This window comes from Cognatilysobacter lacus (assembly GCF_008274655.1).
GTDB classification, from domain to species: Bacteria; Pseudomonadota; Gammaproteobacteria; order Xanthomonadales; family Xanthomonadaceae; genus Cognatilysobacter; species Cognatilysobacter lacus.
In genome coordinates this window covers 22,996-40,000 of the sequence record NZ_VTRV01000004.1, presented here as the reverse complement: position 1 = coordinate 40,000, position 17,005 = coordinate 22,996, and the positions used below count along the sequence as shown (strand labels likewise).

The 17,005-nt window shown below is 68.1% G+C and carries 14 protein-coding genes and 5 tRNA genes; 13 read left to right on the top strand and 6 right to left on the bottom strand.

Annotation, left to right across the window (positions count from 1 at the left end):
* On the top strand, positions 1-827 hold an 827-nt coding region (locus FW784_RS00780), incomplete at its 5' end, for a cation diffusion facilitator family transporter (protein WP_149351454.1).
* 21 nt (positions 828-848) lie between these two features.
* On the opposite strand, the gene FW784_RS00775 is transcribed toward FW784_RS00780, so the two are convergent.
* Positions 849-1,706, bottom strand: a complete 858-nt coding sequence (locus FW784_RS00775; protein WP_149351453.1) for a 23S rRNA (adenine(2030)-N(6))-methyltransferase RlmJ — start codon at positions 1,704-1,706, stop codon at positions 849-851.
* 51 nt (positions 1,707-1,757) lie between these two features.
* On the opposite strand from FW784_RS00775, the gene creB reads away from it, so the two are divergent.
* The 3 genes from creB to creD all read left to right on the top strand — a co-directional run bounded on the left by creB (position 1,758) and on the right by creD (position 5,290).
* Positions 1,758-2,420 (top strand): two-component system response regulator CreB, encoded by a 663-nt coding sequence (creB, locus tag FW784_RS00770; protein ID WP_149351452.1) that lies wholly within the window; start codon positions 1,758-1,760, stop codon positions 2,418-2,420.
* A gap of 1 nt (position 2,421) precedes the next feature.
* Entirely contained in the window at positions 2,422-3,849 is a 1,428-nt protein-coding gene (gene creC / locus FW784_RS00765; protein ID WP_149351451.1) for a two-component system sensor histidine kinase CreC, read from the top strand.
* Between the two features lie 85 nt (positions 3,850-3,934).
* A complete protein-coding gene (gene creD / locus FW784_RS00760; protein WP_149351450.1) occupies positions 3,935-5,290 on the top strand; it encodes a cell envelope integrity protein CreD in 1,356 nt (451 codons plus the stop codon).
* A 21-nt stretch (positions 5,291-5,311) separates the two neighbouring features.
* Here the strand turns inward: creD and ppx are convergent, their stop codons facing one another.
* From ppx to FW784_RS00735, 5 genes are all read right to left on the bottom strand, one after another.
* Entirely contained in the window at positions 5,312-6,838 is a 1,527-nt protein-coding gene (gene ppx, locus FW784_RS00755) for an exopolyphosphatase (protein WP_149351449.1), read from the bottom strand.
* Positions 6,835-8,910 (bottom strand): polyphosphate kinase 1, encoded by a 2,076-nt coding sequence (ppk1, locus tag FW784_RS00750; protein ID WP_149351448.1) that lies wholly within the window; start codon positions 8,908-8,910, stop codon positions 6,835-6,837. The genes ppx and ppk1 overlap by 4 nt, the downstream gene beginning before the upstream one ends.
* Positions 8,907-10,241, bottom strand: coding sequence for a phosphate regulon sensor histidine kinase PhoR (gene phoR / locus FW784_RS00745; protein WP_149351447.1), 1,335 nt, complete (start codon positions 10,239-10,241; stop codon positions 8,907-8,909). The genes ppk1 and phoR overlap by 4 nt, the downstream gene beginning before the upstream one ends.
* Before the next feature lie 46 nt (positions 10,242-10,287).
* Entirely contained in the window at positions 10,288-10,995 is a 708-nt protein-coding gene (gene phoB / locus FW784_RS00740; RefSeq protein ID WP_149351446.1) for a phosphate regulon transcriptional regulator PhoB, read from the bottom strand.
* A 67-nt stretch (positions 10,996-11,062) separates the two neighbouring features.
* The gene (locus FW784_RS00735) at positions 11,063-12,634 is read right to left on the bottom strand and encodes a M48 family metalloprotease (RefSeq protein ID WP_235893522.1); all 1,572 of its coding nucleotides are present in this window, start codon (positions 12,632-12,634) and stop codon (positions 11,063-11,065) included.
* A gap of 199 nt (positions 12,635-12,833) precedes the next feature.
* Between FW784_RS00735 and grxC the strand changes: the two genes are divergently transcribed.
* The 9 genes from grxC to tig all read left to right on the top strand — a co-directional run bounded on the left by grxC (position 12,834) and on the right by tig (position 16,942).
* On the top strand, positions 12,834-13,103 hold the full coding sequence (gene grxC / locus FW784_RS00730) for a glutaredoxin 3 (protein WP_149351445.1): 270 nt from the start codon (positions 12,834-12,836) through the stop codon (positions 13,101-13,103).
* Positions 13,100-13,489 (top strand): carboxymuconolactone decarboxylase family protein, encoded by a 390-nt coding sequence (locus tag FW784_RS00725; protein WP_149351444.1) that lies wholly within the window; start codon positions 13,100-13,102, stop codon positions 13,487-13,489. The genes grxC and FW784_RS00725 overlap by 4 nt, the downstream gene beginning before the upstream one ends.
* A 118-nt stretch (positions 13,490-13,607) precedes the next feature.
* Positions 13,608-14,615: an isocitrate dehydrogenase gene (locus tag FW784_RS00720; RefSeq protein ID WP_149351443.1), complete on the top strand. Its 1,008-nt coding sequence runs from the start codon at positions 13,608-13,610 to the stop codon at positions 14,613-14,615.
* Between the two features lie 123 nt (positions 14,616-14,738).
* Positions 14,739-14,815 (top strand) — tRNA-Pro (locus FW784_RS00715).
* Between the two features lie 42 nt (positions 14,816-14,857).
* Positions 14,858-14,931 (top strand) — tRNA-Arg (locus FW784_RS00710).
* Between the two features lie 105 nt (positions 14,932-15,036).
* Positions 15,037-15,113, top strand: a tRNA-His gene (locus tag FW784_RS00705).
* 51 nt (positions 15,114-15,164) lie between these two features.
* Positions 15,165-15,240 (top strand) — tRNA-Lys (locus FW784_RS00700).
* A gap of 53 nt (positions 15,241-15,293) precedes the next feature.
* Positions 15,294-15,378: transfer RNA gene (locus FW784_RS00695), tRNA-Leu, on the top strand.
* A 265-nt stretch (positions 15,379-15,643) separates the two neighbouring features.
* Positions 15,644-16,942, top strand: a complete 1,299-nt coding sequence (tig, locus tag FW784_RS00690) for a trigger factor (RefSeq protein ID WP_149351442.1) — start codon at positions 15,644-15,646, stop codon at positions 16,940-16,942.
* Positions 16,943-17,005 lie beyond the last annotated feature (63 nt).

The following is a 17,005-nucleotide window of genomic DNA, read 5'->3' as shown; positions in this document are numbered from 1 at the left end:
CGATGCTGGCCGAAACCGTGCATTCCTTCGCCGACTGCGGCAACCAGGTGCTGCTGCTGATCGGCGTGCGCCAGTCGAAGCGGCCGCCGTCGCCCGACTACCCGCTCGGCTACGGCAAGGCGATCTACTTCTGGTCGTTCCTGGTGGCGGTGATGCTGTTCACCGTCGGCGGCATGTTCTCGCTGTACGAGGGCATCCATAAGCTGCACAGCACCGAGCCCCTCAAGGACTGGTGGTGGGCCGCCGGCGTGCTGGTGTTCGGCGTGATTGCCGAAGGCATTTCGATGCGCGCCTGCCTGCAGGAAGTCGCGAAGGCGCGCGGCGGCCGCTCGCTCGCCAGATGGTTCCGCGAGAGCCGCCAGGGGGAACTGCTGGTGATCTTCGGCGAGGACCTCGCGGCGCTGCTCGGCCTGGTCCTCGCGCTCGCGGCGATCCTGCTGACCGTGCTGACCGGGAACCCGATCTGGGACGCCCTGGGCACGATCACGATCGGCGTGCTGCTGGTGGTGGTCGCGATGTTCGTCGCGGTCGAGATCAAGGCGATGCTGATCGGCCAGAGCATGGACCCGCTGCGCGAACGCGAACTGCACGCGTTCCTGCAGGCGCGACCGGAAGTCACGCAGGTGCTCAACCTCATCACCGTGCAACTCGGCAACGACGCCATGGTGTCGGTGCAGGCGCACATGCGCGACACCGGCAGCGAAACAGCACTGATCGCGGCGATCAACGCGGTCGAGCGCGGCATGAAGTCGACGTTCCCGGAGATCCGGTGGAGCTTCTTCGAGCCCGACATCAAGGGCGAAGGGCCGGAATCGTCACCCGCGTGAGCGCAGGCTCCCGAGGCTGCTCTATTCCGGCGCCTTGAGCCAGTCGACCCGCCACGTGCCCCGCCCCTCGTCGCCGAGCACCCGCGCCAGCGCCGGCAAGAGCGTGCGCAGCCGCGCGTCGAATTTCCACGGCGCGTTGAACAGCACCAGGCCACTGCCATTCATGCGCAGCGGCGAGTCGTCGGGGCGCACCAGGACTTCGGCAACCAGCACGGATTTGGCGGGCAGCGCGGCCAGGCGGCGGAAAACCGGGTGCAGGGTGCGCCGCAGCTTGATCGGATACCAGAGCGCGTAGGTGGCCTGCGGAAAGCGCTGCAAGGCATCGCGCAGCGCGGTGATCGCGACGTCGAATTCCTCCATCTGCGATTCGAAAGGCGGGTCGATCAGCACCAGGCCGCGACCGAAGCGCTCGGTGCCGATCCGGGGCGGCAACAGCGCATGCATCGCCGTGTAGCCATCTCGCGCGTGGGCCGCGACGCGCGGATCGCCGGCGAAATTCGCCCGCAGTGCGTCGGCTTCGTCATGTTGCAGCTCGCAGCATGCGATGCGGTCCTGCGCCCGCAGCGCGTGCGCCAGCAACCAGGGCGAACCGGGATACGCGCTCGGGCCGTGTGCGGCGCGACAGGCGGCGACTGCCGCCGCGTAAGGGCGCAGCGGAATCGGCACGTCGCTGTCGGGCACGCGACCGACGCCTCCGGTGGCCTCCCCGGTGCGCTGGGCCTTGGCGTCGTCGAGGCGATAGATGCCGCGGCCGGCGTGCGTGTCGAGTGCGAACAGCGGGGCCGGCTTGTCGGCCAGCACCTCGCAGAGCATCAGCAGGACGGTGTGCTTGAGCACGTCGGCGTGGTTGCCGGCATGGAAGGCGTGGCGGTAGTTCATGCGCATAGCCTACGCGGTGGCACACTGCCGGCTGTCATCGAGGGGGCGCGGATGGGGCGGATCCTGCTCGTGGAGGATGAAAGCGCGATCGCGCGCACGATCGAATTCGCCCTGCGCGAGGACGGCCACGACGTCGACCATGCGCTGACGGGCGGACATGCGCTGGACCTGGCGGCGAAGGGAACGCACGACCTCGCGATCCTCGACGTCGGGCTTCCGGACATCGGCGGCTTCGCGCTCTGCCGCGAACTGCGTCGCCGCGCCGACCTGCCCGTGATCTTCCTGACCGCGCGCGATGCGGAGGCCGACCGGGTGCTCGGCTTCGAGATCGGCGCCGACGACTACGTGGCCAAGCCCTTTTCGCCGCGCGAACTGGCGGCGCGGGTGCGTGCAGTGTTGCGTCGAAGCGGCGGCGCCGCGTCGTCCGGGCCGTTCGCCCATGACGCGCAAGGCCACCGGATCGCGTTCCGCGGCAAGCCGCTCGACCTGACGCGGTACGAGTACGGGTTGCTGGCGGCGCTGCTGCAACGCCCCGGCGCGATCCTCAGCCGCGCGCAGCTGATGGACCGCGTATGGGGCGGGGACAGCGACAGCACCGACCGGACGGTCGATACCCACATCAAGACGCTGCGCGCGAAACTGCGCGCGGCCGTGCCCGAAGCCGACCCGATCCGCACGCAGCGCGGGCTCGGCTACTCGCTCCACCTGGATTGACATGCGCATCGGCCTGCGCATCTTCCTGGGCTACTTCGCGATCGTCGCGCTGGCCGGCCTGATCGTCACCCAGGTGTTCGTCGCCCAGGTGAAGCCAGGCGTGCGGCAGGCGATGGAGGACACCCTCGTCGACACCGCGAACGTTCTCGCCGAGCTCGCGGCCGACGACCTTGCGGCGGGACACATCCGCGATGGCCGCTTCGCCAGGCACGTGCGCGACCTGCGCAACCGCGATCCGGCCGCGGCGATCTGGGGCTTTTCCAAGCGTCGCACCAACTACAGGATCTACGTGACCGATGCGCGCGGGGTCGTGGTGTTCGACAGCGACGGCGTCGCCACCGGTCGCGACTTCTCGCGGTGGAACGACGTGTACCGCACGCTGCACGGCCGCTATGGCGCGCGCTCGACGCTTTCCGATCCTTCCGACCCGACCTCCACCGTGATGCACGTGGCCGCGCCGGTGCGCGACGAAACGGGCCGGCTCATCGGCGTGCTGACCGTCGCGAAACCCAACCGCGTCCTGCAGCCTTTCATCGAACGCAGCCAGGGAATCATCACGCGATGGGGCGCCGGATTGCTCGGCGCCGCGCTGCTGACCGGGCTGGCGGCGGCGTGGTGGCTGTCGCGCCAGCTGGGCATGTTGCAACGCTACGCACAGGCCGTCACCGCCGGTGACCGCGCGGTCCTGCCTTCCACCGCGGGCGAGTTCGCCGAACTCGGACGCGCGCTGGAAACGATGCGCACCAAGCTCGAGGGCAAGCAGTACGTCGAGCAGTACGTGCACACGCTCACGCACGAGATGAAGAGCCCGCTGGCCGCGATACGCGCCAGTGCGGAGCTCCTCGAACGGCCAATGACCGAAGCCGAACACCGCGGTTTCGTTTCCGGGATCCGCGCACAGAGCGAACGCCTTGCACGGATGATCGACAACCTGCTGGCGCTCGCCGCCGTCGAGCATAGCCAGAGACTTGAAGCCCCCGCGCCTATCGACGTCGGCGAACTGCTGGCAGGGGTCGCCGCCGATTGCACGGAGCGGCTGCGCTCGCGCGGGCAGTCGCTTCGTGTACGTGTGGGGCCCGATCTGCCCACGCGGGATGGCGACGCATTCCTGTTGCGCCAGGCCTTGGTCAACCTCGTCGAGAACGCCTCCGACTTCGCAGCGGAGGGCACCGATATCGACCTCGGTGCCGAGCGCATTGGTGACCACCTGCAGCTGCATGTGCGTGATCGAGGCCCCGGTATTCCGGACTACGCCACCGCGCGCGTATTCGAGCGGTTCTATTCGCTGCCGCGCCCGGAGGGCGGCAGCCGCAGCAGTGGGCTCGGGCTCTGCTTCGTGGCGGAGGTGGCCCACCTGCATGCCGGGCACGCTCGCCTGCGCAATCGCGACGACGGCGGTGCCGAGGCCAGCATCGACCTGCCGGTCTGACTTCATGCCCGCTTCACCGTAGCGCCATCGCCTGCGCACGGCCGCGTTGGAGAGTGCACGCATCTCTCCTCCAAGGACGAATGCAATGCGCATGTGGTTCAAGATGGTGCTAGTGGCGGCGATGACGCTCGCCATCCTGATCCCGCTGGCGTTGGTGCACGGGGTAACCGCGGAACGACAGTCGTATCGCCGGCAGGCCGTTGCCGACGTGATGCGTTCCTATGCCGGGCCGCAGGCGGTGACCGGCCCCGTGCTCACGGTGCCGTATTCGGAGATCGCGGAGTTCGACGAGCCCGGTGGCGACGGCGTGGCGCACACGGTGCGCAAGCGTCGCTGGTCGCAGTGGACATTCTTTCCGACGCGCCTGGCAGCCGGCGGGCCGCTCGTTCCGGCGACGCGCAAGCGCGGTATCTACGCGGTGCCCGTCTACGAGTGGACGGCGACCTTGGCGGCCGAGTTCGACGCGACCATTCCGGACGATGCCGCGCCCGGCGCGGAACGCGTCATCGGCGTGCCCGTGCTGAGCTATGCCATCACCGACGTGCGCGGCCTGCACGGCGCGCCGCGCCTGCGCGTGGACGGCGTCGAGATGGAGTTGCACGAAGGCTCGGGAATCCGCGCGGGCAGTGGGCTGCACGCGCGCCTCGCCGCACTCGCGCCGGGCGCCCATCTCGCTCTTGCGACGCGACTGGACATGCAGCTGGCCGGTGCCGAGTCGCTGGGAATCGTTCCGATCGCAAAGCGGAACCGCATCGACCTCGTGTCGAGTTGGCCGCATCCCAGCTTCCAGGGCCTGTCGCCGTGGCGGAGCCGGATCACCGACGGCGGTTTCCGGGCGCAGTGGCAGGTGGCGTCGGTGGCGACCGATGCGCAGCGCCAGTTCCTTGGCGGTGCGGTCGCCTTGCCCTTCGCGGGGACGGACACGGGCAACGCGACGGGCGGCATCGACGTGCTCGGGGTGGTGCTGGCCGAACCGGTCGACGCCTACACGCAGGCCGACCGCGCGACGAAGTACGGCGTGCTGTTCGTGGTGCTGACGTTCGTCGGCCTGTTCATGTTCGAGCTCGTCAGGCAGCTGCCGATCCACCCGATCCAATACGGGCTTGTAGGCCTCGCGCTGGTGATCTTCTTCCTGCTGCTGGTGAGCCTGGGCGAGCACGTCGACTTCGGCGTGGCTTACGTCGTCGCGAGCGGGGCCTGCATCGGCCTGATCGGCTTCTACCTGAGCGCGGTACTTCGAAGCGCTGCGCGAGGCGGTGCATTCGCGGCGATGCTGGCGCTGCTGTATGGCGCGCTGTACGGCCTGCTGATATCGGAAGACAACGCGCTGGTGCTCGGCGCGGGCCTGCTGTTCGCGATCCTCGCCGGCATCATGACCGTGACCCGACGCGTCGACTGGTACCGGCTCGGCGCGCCGGCAACGCCGGGCACGCGGGAATGAGCCGCGGCGCCTTTTCAGCCGTTACGTCGTCTCCACCACCAGCTCCATGTCGAGGCCTTCGAAATACCCCTGTTCGGTGCGCAGGTCCGCTTTCAATAGAGGGCGGCGTTCGAGCCATCGCGAGTCGAGCGAAACGGTCAGCCGCTCGCCCTGCATGCGCGCCGACAACTGCGGGATCGGTTCCCCGTCGTGCCCGCGATGCAGAACGACCGCCACGCGCAGCAGCGCTGCGATATGCCGCGCGGCGGCGAGCAGCCGATCGGGCAGGGCGTCGAAGTCCGTCTTGCGCGCGCGGCGCCGGTGCGTGCGGATCAGCGCGGCCAGGAACTGCTGCTGTTGCTGCGAGAAACCGGCGATGTCGGAGTTCTCGACGATATAGGCGCCGTGCAGGTGGTACTTGCTGTGCGCGATCGTGAGGCCGAGCTCGTGCAGGCGCGCGGCGCGGGCGAGCATCAGGCGATCGTCGCCGTCGAGCGCGCCTTCGACCGCCACCTGGTCGAACAACCGCAGCGCCGTCTGCTCGACACGTTGCGCCTGCGCGCGATCGATGCCGTAGCGCTCGGTCAGCGCGAGCACCGATGCCTCGCGCGGATCATCCAGGCCGCCGCGTCCGAGCATGTCGTACAGGATGCCCTCGCGCATCGCGGCCTTGCTGACGGCCAGCCGCTGCAGGCCGAGCGCATCGAACGCGGCTTCCATCACCAGCAGCCCGCCAGCGATGATCGACTGCCGATCCTCCGAAAGGCCGGGCAACGCGATCGCGTCGATCCGCTCGAACTCGAGCAGCCGGTCGCGCACCTTTGGTAGCGCCTCGGCGGTGATCGCGCCTTTCGTCAACTTCATGGCCGCGCACATCTCGCCGATCGCGCGCGCCGTTCCCGACGAACCGAGGGCCTCGTCCCAGCCCAGCGAACGGTAGGTGCCCGCGAACTGCTGCAGCTCGGCGCTCACCGCCGCCACGCCGCTCTTCCATTGCTTGCGCGAAAGCTTCCCGTCAGCGAAGAAGCGTCGCGTGGTGGCGATGGCGCCCACCTGCACGCTCTCGCGCTCGATCGCTTCGAAGCCGCTGCCGATGATGAATTCGGTCGAGCCGCCGCCGATATCGATGACGAGCCGCAGATGGCCGGCCTTGGGCGGCTGCTCGTGCGCGACGCCGAGGTAGATCAGTCGCGCTTCCTCGCGGCCGGAGACCACCTCGATCGGATGCGCGAGCGCGCTTTCGGCCGGGCCGAGGAAGGCCTGGGGCGTCGCGAGGCGGCGGACCGTATTCGTGGCGATCGCGCGAATGTGCTGCGGTGGAATATCGCGAAGCCTCTGCCCGAAGCGCTCCAGGCATTCCAGCGCACGCTCGCGCGCGGGCGGGGTCAGCGCGCCTTTCTCCAGCCCTTCCGCGAGCCGCACCGTTTCCTTGATGCGGTCGACGATGCGCAACTGGCCGAGCACATAGCTGGCCACCACCATGTGGAAACTGTTGGAGCCGAGGTCGACGGCGGCGAGCTGGTCGCCATCCTTGAGCGGAAGCCTCGCGCTGTGCAGGAGCCCGTTCATCCGCAGAGCTTCGACAGGAGTTTGAGCTGCGCCGAGTACGGCGCTGCGCCATCAGCCGGCTGCACGCGGGCGTAGTGGCCGTCCGGGGCCAGCTCCCACGCGTTGCAGGTGTCCTCGAGATAGTTCTCCAGCACCTCGGAATAGATGCGCCGCGCCACCCGCGGATCGACGATCACGAACCCTGTCTCCACGCGGCGCAGCAGGTTGCGTTCGAGCCAGTCCGCGCTGCCGCACAGCAGTTCCGGGTCGCCGCCGTTCTGGAACCAGTAGACGCGCGAATGCTCGAGGAACCGGCCCACGACCGAACGCACGTGGATGTTGTCGGATACGCCTGGAACGCCCGGGCGCAGCGAGCACGCGCCGCGCACGATCAGGTCGATGCGCACGCCGGCCTGCGAGGCGCGATAGAGCGCGCGGATCACCTGCGGCTCGTTGAGCGCGTTCATCTTCGCGATGATCCGCGCGGGAAGGCCGGCCTGCGCATTGCGCGCTTCGCGGTCGATGCGCATCAGCATCCCGCTGTGCAGCGTGAATGGCGATTGCAGCATCCGCCTCAGCTCCAGCGACGGCGACAACCCGGATATCTGCTGGAAGATCAGGTGTACGTCGTGCCCGATGTCGGCGTCGGCGGTGAGCAGCCCGATGTCGGTGTAGGTGCGCGCCGTGCCGGAGTGATAGTTACCGGTGCCGAGGTGCACGTAGCGGCACAGGCCCTTGCCCTCGCGCCGCACGATCAACAGCATCTTCGCGTGCGTCTTGTAGCCGACGACCCCGTATACCACCTGCACGCCGGCCGCCTGCAGCCGATCCGCCAGGCCGAGGTTCGCCTCTTCGTCGAAACGCGCGCGCAGCTCGACGACGACGGTCACGTCCTTGCCGTTTCGCGCGGCCTGGATGAGGTGCTCGACGATCTGCGAATCCTTGCCGGCGCGGTACAGCGTCTGCTTGATCGCCAGCACGTTCGGATCCTCGGACGCCTGCCGCAGCAGTTCCAGCACCGGCGTGAACGAGTCGAACGGATGGTGCAGGACCACGTCGTGCGAGGCGATCGTTTCGAACATCGATTCGACGCCTGGGAGGATCCGCGGAGTGAACGGCGGAAACTTCAGGTCGGGCCGCTTCACCAGGTCATACACCTGGATCGCGCGATTGAGGTTCACCGGGCCGTTGATGCGGTACACGGCGCTGTCGTCGAGCTCGAAGTTGGCGAGCAGCAACTGCACGATGTCGGGCGGGCACTGCTCGGCGATCTCGAGGCGTACCGCGCGCATGTAGCCGCGTCCGAGAAGCTCGTCCTTCAGCGCGAGGGCGAGGTTCTCCACCTCCTCCTCGTCGACGAGCAACTCCGAATTGCGCGTCACGCGGAACTGGTACGCGCCCTTGACCAGCATGCCGGGGAACAGTTCGTCGACGAACGCCGACAGCACAGAGGAGAGGAAGACGAAATCACTGGGGCCGCCCGAAACGGCTTCCGGCAGCTGGATGATGCGCGGCAAGGAGCGCGGCGCACGCACGATGGCGAGGTGCCCGGCGCGGCCGAACGCGTCGCGCCCTTCCAGCACCACCACGATGTTCAGGGACTTGTTGAGGATCTTCGGGAACGGATGCGCCGGATCGAGCCCCAGCGGCGAAAGCACCGGCAGGATGTCGTCGAGGAAATGCTTGCGCAGCCAGTCGGTCTGCGCGTCGCTCCACGCGTCGCGGTGCAACACGCGCACGCCGACGTCGCCGAGCGCCGGACGCAGCACCGTGTTCCAGCAGTCGTACTGTGCGGCGACCAGCTCGGCGGCGCGCTCGTGGATGCGCGCAAGCGTGGCGGACGGAACCAGGCCATCGGGGCCCGCGGCGAGGCCGAGTTCCTGTGCGTGCTGCAGCGTGCCCGCGCGGATCTCGAAGAACTCGTCGAGGTTCGTGCAGCTGATGCACAGGTAGCGCAACCGCTCGAGCAACGGCACGGAGCCGTCCTGCGCCTGCGCGAGCACGCGGAAGTTGAAGTCGAGTTGGGAGAGCTCGCGGTTGAAGTACAGCGATGGGTCGCGCAGCAGGTCGTCGCTGCTGTCGTGATCGCTCATGCGGACTGCTCCAGGGGCAGGCGGTCGCGCACGCGCGCAGCGCCGAAGTGACAGGAAAACGTGCTGCCGACCCCGACTTCGCTTCGGATGTCGAGACGCGCCTGGTGCAGCGCGAGCACATGCTTGACGATCGACAGGCCGAGGCCCGTGCCGCCGGTTTCGCGCGAGCGGCTGTTCGATACGCGGTAGAAGCGCTCGGTCAGGCGCGGCAGGTGAACGGCGGGTATGCCGGGGCCGGTGTCCGTTACCGACAGTGATACGCCATCGCCCGCCTCGCCGTCGGATTCATGATCGAAGACGATGAGCACGCGCCCGCCTTCCGGCGTGTAGCGCACGGCGTTGGCGACCAGGTTCGAGAACGCGCTGTGTAACTCGCGCGGCGAACCGTGCAGGTCGACGCCCGCGCGGTCCTCGACGTCCACCGTGTGGCGGCCCTGGCCCAGCGCGAGCGCCTCGCGACGGAGCGCCGCGAGCATGCCCGACATCGGGACAGTTTCCTCCGCCGGCAGGTCGGCGCGTGACTCCAGGCGCGACAGCGTGAGCAGATCTTCGACCAGTTGCGTCATGCGCGTGGACTGCCGCTGCATTTCCTCCAGCATCGGCGCCCATTCCGGCTGTTCGGACGGGTCGAGCATGTCGAGGTAGCCGTGCAGGACGGTGAGAGGGGTGCGCAGTTCGTGCGAGACGTTGGCGACGAAATCGCGACGCATCTGCTCCAGCTGAAGCAGGCGGCTGACATCGCGCGCCACCAGCAGCCAGAGATCGTCGGAATAGGGCAGCAGGCGAAGGCTCAGCGTGGTCGTCGCATCGAGCGGAGAACCGGCTTCCAGCGGCCCGGCGTTGCGGCCGCGCGCCAGCCACGAAGCCAGCGGAAGCCCGCGCAGGCACTCGACGATCGACGCCTGCAGGTCGTTCGGATAACGCAGGCCCAGTAGCGTGGTGCCGGCCTCGTTGAACCACACGATGCGTTGGGTCTCGCGCTCGACGACGACCACCGCGTCCGGCAGCACGGTGGCGGCGGCGCGATAGGCGCGCAGCATGGCCACCAGCCGGCGCTTGCGCAGTCGCATGCTGGTCTGGCGCCGATACAGCAGACGCTCGATTTCACCCTGGATGTCCGCCGGGGCATCCGGTTGCGCGCGACGCCCGGACGTCAGTCGAAGCACCAACGATTGCGTGCGCCAGGTCTGCCATGCGAGCGCGACCAGCGCGCCGATCGCGATTCCCGGCGCCGGCTGGCCGACAAGCGCTCCGAGCACGAGCGCGATGCCGATCGGCGCTGCGACCAGGCCGAGCGTTCGCAACCAGGCGGAGCGGGCGCTGGACGTCATCCGCACAGTCTAAACGGCCGCGCGCCGGAGCCGGCCGGCCGTGGCCTCACGACTCGGGCGATGCGGAGAACCGGTAGCCGGCGCCACGCACGGTCTGCACCATGCCGTCCTGTCCGGTCGGCTCGAGCGTCTTGCGAAGGCGGCGGATGTGCACGTCGATCGTGCGTTCCTCGACATACACGCTGCCGCCCCAGACATGGTCGAGCAGCTGCGAGCGCGAGTAGACGCGGTCGGGATGGGTCATGAAGAAGTGCAGCAGACGGTACTCGGTGGGACCGATCTGCACAGGCTGTTCGCCCGACGCGGTGCGCGCGACCACGCGATGCGCCGCGCCGTCGATCCGCATCGCGCCGACCACGACCGAGCCGTCCTCGTCGTCCTCGCGGCTGCGCCGCAGCACGGCGCGGATGCGCGCCAGCAGTTCGCGCGCGGAAAAAGGCTTCACCACGTAGTCGTCGACGCCGGCTTCGAGCCCGCTCACGCGGTCGTTTTCCTCGCCTCGAGCGGTGAGCATGATGATCGGCACCTCGCGCGTCAGCGGCTCGCGGCGCCAGCGACGGGCCAGCTCGAGGCCGCTGGTGCCGGGCAACATCCAGTCCAGCAGGATGAGGTCGGGCACGCGGTCGGCGATCGCTTCCTGGGCCTGGCGCGCGTCGCCCGCGTGGACGGGATCGAACTCCCCCTTTTTCAGGGCGAAGGCGACCATGTCGCGGATCGCGGGCTCGTCTTCGACGATGAGGATGCGCTTGTGCACGCGGCTACCGGCCAAGTTCGGATGCGGTCACTACACTACCGTCCGGTTACAGCACAGTGACAACCGCTCAGCGCTTCAGGTCCTCGTCGTGGATGCCCTGGCGGTGCAGCTCGAGGACCGTCGGGGTGATCGCGGCGATCCGGGACTCGATGCGGGTGCGCGAGTAGTAGTCGAGGTCGGGACGTTTCTTGAGCGTATTGAGCTGCACGAGCGCCAGTTCGGGGCGCCCGCTGAGGTAAGCGGCTTCGGCGTGGGCCTCGCCCGCCCGCACCGGGTCGTCGGCGATTTCGCTGGCACGCGCGAACGTGCGCTGGAAAACGGGGTCCTCCGAGAGGCTGGACATCAGCGGCCGCAGGATCGCTTGCGCGCGCTTGCCGGCGGCCGGGCTGCTGCGCTCGCCGAGCACCTTGGCGTACGTGAGCACCACCGCGCGACTCGCCGGGGTCTTCCGCAGCAGGGCTTCGAAGCGGGCGTCTGCGGCGGCGCCATTGCCGCTCGCGGCCTCGACCTCGCCAAGGGCCAACTGAGGCCAGACGTCGGCCGGCTTGCGCGCAACCACGGCGGTCAGCAGCGGCAGCGCGGATTTCGGCTGCCCCGCAAGCGTGAAGGCCACGGCGAGCCCGTACTGTTCGGCGTCGGTCAGCGCGCGCGAGCTCTTGATCGCCGTGTATTCCTGGATCGCGGCGGCCGGCGTGAGTGCGCTCATGACGCGCAGGCGCTCGCGGGCGTAGTCGAACAGGCCGGTCGGGCCGGCTCCGGTACCGGCTTCAAGGCGCAGGCCGGCCGGCAGCATCGGGTTGTCGGTCGCGAACGTCCCGCTGTAATTGGGTTGCGTGCGCAGCCGCTCGGCGCGATCGCGGGCCTCGGTGATGCGTGCGAGCGTCATCGGATGGCTGCGCAGGTAGTCGGGCTCCTCGTCGCCGAACGCGCTCGCCTCGTTGGTGCGCATGCGCGACTGCAGCTTCGCGAAGAAATCGGCCATCGCGCGCGGGTCGAAATGGCTGCGCGCGAGCAGTTGCATGCCGACGCGATCGGCCTCGGTTTCGTTGGCGCGGGTGAAGTTGATCTGTCGCTGTGCGGCCAGGCCCATTGCCGCCGACATGGCGGCGGACGCCGCGTCGGCCCCCGTATTGCCGTGCGCCTGCTGCGCCACGACGATCGCGCCGAGCAGCGCGAGCAGCGTGGGGATCTGGTCCTGCTTCTGCCGTTCCACGCTGCGCAGAACGTGTTGCTGCGTGATGTGCGAGATCTCGTGGGCCAGCACGCCGGCCACTTCGTCCTCGCGGTCGGCGGCAAGCACGAGGCCCGAGTTCATCGCCACGTAGCCGCCGAGCGTTGCGAACGCGTTGATCTGGCGGTCGCGCAGCATGAAGAAGGTGTAGTGGCGCTTGGTGTCGTCGCTAGCGCCGGCCAGTCGATGGCCGAGCGTGTCCAGCCAGCTGTCGATCAACGGGTCTTCGAGGACGTAGTCGAAGTGGCGCAGCTGCGCCAGCGTCATCGCGCCATAGGCGTCTTCCTGTGCCGGCGTGATCAGCTCGCCGGCAGACGAGCCAATATCGGGCAGCCGCGTCTCCTGGGCGCAGGCGAGCGGGGCGGCGACGGCGATCACGATGGCGGCGGCAAGCAGGCTGCGAAGCAAGAGAGTTCCCCGGTGGAATGCGGGCGCGCCGCACGTCGAGCATGACGCGGGGGCGAACGCCGGGCGTGAATCGCCCGTTAAGCAGCGTTCGACCGGTGCACCGGTCCTTCGTTCCGCAAGGTCTCTGTGTTCCGTGCGGAGGGCTGGCAAAGGCCCGGTCCGGCCTCCATAGTCAGGTGATGAACGCAGGAGACCCCACTTGAGCAGCCCCGCCAACATCGTCATCTACACGACCGCCGTATGCCCCTATTGCGTGGCAGCGAAGAACTTCCTGCACAGCAAGGGACAGACGTGGTCGGAAGTCCGCATCGATACCGACGCTGAAGTCCGCCGGAAGATGATCGACGCCACCGGGCGCACCAGCGTGCCGCAGATCTTCATCAACGACACGCACGTGGGCGGTTACGACGACATGATCGCGCTGCATCGCAAGGGCGGCCTCGAGTCGCTGCTGGAAGGCGGCGCATGAGCGCGGGCAACGAGAAGGACCGCCTTGCGGAGTTCACCGCGTTCCGCAAGCGCATGAACGCGCGCATCCTCGCGGAGCCGAACCAGGTCGTGCGCCGGTTCTTCGCACTCGACACGCAGACCTACCAACCCGGCGCGCTCGACGTCAGGACGAAGGAGTTGCTGGGCCTCGTCGCGTCGATGGTGCTGCGCTGCGACGACTGCATCAGTTACCACGTGGCCCAGTGCCGGGAGTCCGGCGTGAACCGCGACGAGATGTTCGAGGCCTTTTCCGTCGGCCTCGTCGTTGGCGGCTCGATCGTGATCCCGCACCTGCGCCGCGCCGTCGACTTCCTCGACCGCCTCGAACAGGGCGAGCCCGCGCCGGTCGCGCACGACCACGGCTGAGCCGCCGAGAAGCGGCGGTCCGCGACGAAGGCCCGGCATCGCGTCCGGGCCTTCGGCATAATGGCCGGCTCCAATTCGGCGCCGCGCCTTTCCGCGCGCCACCCTCCGGAAATCAGACATGACGCAAACCATCACGGTGATCCGCGGCGACGGCATCGGCCCCGAAATCATGGAGGCCACGCTGCGCGTGCTCGACACGATGGGCCTCGGGCTGAGCTACGAATTCGCCGACGCCGGCCTCACCGCGCTCGAGTCGCAGGGCGAGTTGCTGCCCGCGAGCACGATGGACTCGATCCGCCGCAATCGCATTGCGCTCAAGAGCCCGCTGACCACGCCCGTCGGCGAAGGCTTCAGCTCGATCAACGTCGAGATGCGCAAGCGCTTCGACCTGTACGCCAACGTGCGCCCGGCCAAGTCGTTCCCGAACACCAAGTCGCGTTTCCCGTCGGGAATCGACCTGGTCACGGTGCGCGAGAACACCGAAGGCGCCTACAGCGCCGAAGGCCAGCAGGTGTCGGAGGACGGCGAGACCGCCACCTCCATCACCCGGACCACGCGCCGCGGCTCCGAGCGCATCGTGCGCTACGCCTTCGAGCTCGCGCGCCGGACTGGTCGCAGGAAGGTCACGGTGGTGCACAAGGCGAACATCCTGAAGTCGACCTCCGGCCTGTTCCTGAAGACCGCCCGCACCGTCGCGCAGGAATATCCCGACATCGAATGCAACGAGATGATCGTGGACAACTGCTGCATGCAGCTGGTCATGAGGCCCGAGCAGTTCGACGTGATCGTCACCACGAATCTCTTCGGCGACATCATTTCCGACCTGTGCGCCGGCCTGGTGGGCGGGCTGGGTCTGGCTCCGGGCGCCAACATCGGCACCGATGCGGCGATCTTCGAAGCCGTGCACGGCACGGCGCCGGACATCGCGGGGCAGGGCAAGGCCAATCCGTGCGCGCTGCTGCTCGCGGCGGCGCAGATGCTGGACCACATGGGCAAGGTCGACGACGCCGAGCGCCTGCGCCGCGCCATCATCGCCACGCTCGAGGCGAAGGATTCGCTGACAGCGGACCTCGGCGGCACGGGCAGCACCGGCACGTTCGCGGACGCGATCATCCGCCGCCTGTGACGGCCGCCGGGTGCCGCACGGCGTGGCGCCTGGCCGGGCGCTCCGTTTCGCGTTGACATGCGGGGGGTGGCAGTCGAGAATGCTTGGCCTTTCGCGGCGCTGGCGCGCGACGGAAGTACCGGCCGGGGCATAGCGCAGTCTGGTAGCGCATCTGGTTTGGGACCAGAGGGTCGGGGGTTCGAATCCCTCTGCCCCGACCATTCCGGCCCTGCCGGGCCTGTACACGGTATCGCTCGGGATATGCGCCCGTAGCTCAACCGGATAGAGCACCGGCCTTCTAAGCCGGTGGTTGCAGGTTCGATTCCTGCCGGGCGCGCCGGGTTGGTTGAAATCGTGGTGCGGGTCGTTACAACGCGCCTCGGCGCTGCATACTGATACACGACGCGCTGTTGCCCTTGAGCAGCCGTTACCAAGTTCTACGGTGGCTGTAGCTCAGCTGGTTAGAGTACTGGATTGTGATTCCAGATGTCGGGGGTTCGAGTCCCCTCAGCCACCCCATTTAGACGTCGCGGTTGTGTCTTCCGCGATAGCTGTTAAAATTCGCAGTACGGGCCGTTAGCTCAGTTGGTAGAGCAGTTGACTCTTAATCAATAGGTCCAAGGTTCGAATCCTTGACGGCCCACCACTTCAAAGCACCCGGTCCGCCGGGTGCTTTTTTTTTTAGTGGCGTTGAACATCGCGAAAGTGGCGGAATTGGTAGACGCACTGGATTTAGGTTCCAGCGCCGCAAGGCGTGCGGGTTCGAGTCCCGCCTTTCGCACCAGATCGAAGGTAGAGGTGTTCGCGCGCCGATTGGCCGCCAAGGCGTCATACCGCCCGCGCTTCCGTCTGCACGGCGGCCTGGCGCGTGCCAGGTCTCCCGGGGCAGCCTCCTGTGTCTCGCGTCGCCGAGGCAGCGCCCACGTCTGGCGCCCACCGGCCCGATCCGCCAAACTATCGCGTTACCCAACGCGTCGTCGGCCTTCCGGCCGGCGCCCGAACCGTCTGACATACGTGCCGTGGCCAGAGCCGCGGTCGCAGGAGTGGATATGCAAGTTTCGGTCGAATCCGTCGGCAACCTCGAGCGTCGCATGACCCTGAGCCTTCCGGCCGACCAGCTGGACACGGCTGTCGCCGCCCGCCTGCGCGAGATCGCGCGCGGCGCGAAGCTCAAGGGCTTCCGCCCCGGCAAGGTGCCGACCAAGGTCATCGAGCAGCGCTACGGCCAGCAGGTCCGCAGCGAAATCCTCGACCAGATGCTTGGCGACAGCTTCCGCAATGCCGTGCGCGACAACGCGCTGCAGCTCGCCGGCTCGCCGCGGATCGAGCCCGCCGATGGCGCTAACGGGCAGGTGGCCTTCGTCGCCAACTTCGAGGTCGTGCCGGATTTCGGTGACATCGATGTGTCGAAGCTCTCTGTCGTGCGCCACACCGCCGAGGTGACGGACGCCGACATCGACACGATGCTCGAGAATCTGCGCATGCAGCGCCGCACGTGGAAAACCGTCGAGCGCAGCGGCATGACGGGCGACCTGGTCGAGTTCGAGACGTGGTCGATGGCCGATGGCCAGCGCGTCCCGGCCGAGGGCGTCGAGCACGGCGCCGACGTCATCGGTTCGGGGATGATGTTCGACACGATCGAACAGCAGCTGATCGGCACGAAGGCTGGTGAAACCAAGCAGTTCGACGCCGACTTCCCGGCCGACTGGCGCGTGCCCGAGTTCGCGGGCAAGACAGTGCAGGTCAACATCACGGTCGGACGCGTCGCCGAGGCGGAAATGCCGGAGATCGACGCCGAGTTCATCCGCAGCTTCGGCGTCAAGAGCGGCGATTCGGAACAGTTCCGCGCCGAGATCCGTTCGAACCTGGAGCGCGAGCTCAAGGGCGCGCTCATGAACCGATTGCGTCGCGAAGTCGGCGAGCAGTTGATTGCTGCGTATGAGAGCGTCGAGCTGCCGCCGCGCCTGGTCGAAAACGAGGCTCGCTCCATCGCTGCGCAGGCGCTCGAGAACGCGCGCCGCCAGGGTCATCAGGGCGACCTGCCCGAGGACGCGCTCGAGCAGTTCATGGAGCCGGCGCGCAAGCGCGTGCTGGTCGGGCTGCTGGTCGGTGAACTCGCACGTCGAAACGAGCTGAAGCTCGACCCGCGCCGCGTGAACGAGACGATGCGCCTGATCGCGTCCACGTACGAAGAGCCGCAGCAGGTCATCGAGCTCTACCGCAACGATGCGAACCTGATGCAGGGCCTGCAGACGCGCGTGATGGAAGAACAGGTCATCGACTGGATCGCCGAGCGCGCCCAGCACACGGAACAGCCGCTGACCTTCGCCGAGGCGATCCGTCAGTAAGGCCTTGTGCCACGGTCCAGCCGGCCCCACCCTTAGCTGGACCGCACACCCAATTTCGAGATA

Coding starts and splice junctions, on each gene's coding strand:
- FW784_RS00725 (WP_149351444.1), top strand. CDS start 13,100: ATGAGCGCGGGCAACGAGAAGGACCGCCTTGCGGAGTTCACCGCGTTC.
- ppk1 (WP_149351448.1), bottom strand. CDS start 8,910: ATGAGCGATCACGACAGCAGCGACGACCTGCTGCGCGACCCATCGCTG.
- creD (WP_149351450.1), top strand. CDS start 3,935: ATGCGCATGTGGTTCAAGATGGTGCTAGTGGCGGCGATGACGCTCGCC.
- phoR (WP_149351447.1), bottom strand. CDS start 10,241: ATGACGTCCAGCGCCCGCTCCGCCTGGTTGCGAACGCTCGGCCTGGTC.
- tig (WP_149351442.1), top strand. CDS start 15,644: ATGCAAGTTTCGGTCGAATCCGTCGGCAACCTCGAGCGTCGCATGACC.
- creC (WP_149351451.1), top strand. CDS start 2,422: ATGCGCATCGGCCTGCGCATCTTCCTGGGCTACTTCGCGATCGTCGCG.
- FW784_RS00775 (WP_149351453.1), bottom strand. CDS start 1,706: ATGAACTACCGCCACGCCTTCCATGCCGGCAACCACGCCGACGTGCTC.
- creB (WP_149351452.1), top strand. CDS start 1,758: ATGGGGCGGATCCTGCTCGTGGAGGATGAAAGCGCGATCGCGCGCACG.
- FW784_RS00720 (WP_149351443.1), top strand. CDS start 13,608: ATGACGCAAACCATCACGGTGATCCGCGGCGACGGCATCGGCCCCGAA.
- ppx (WP_149351449.1), bottom strand. CDS start 6,838: ATGAACGGGCTCCTGCACAGCGCGAGGCTTCCGCTCAAGGATGGCGAC.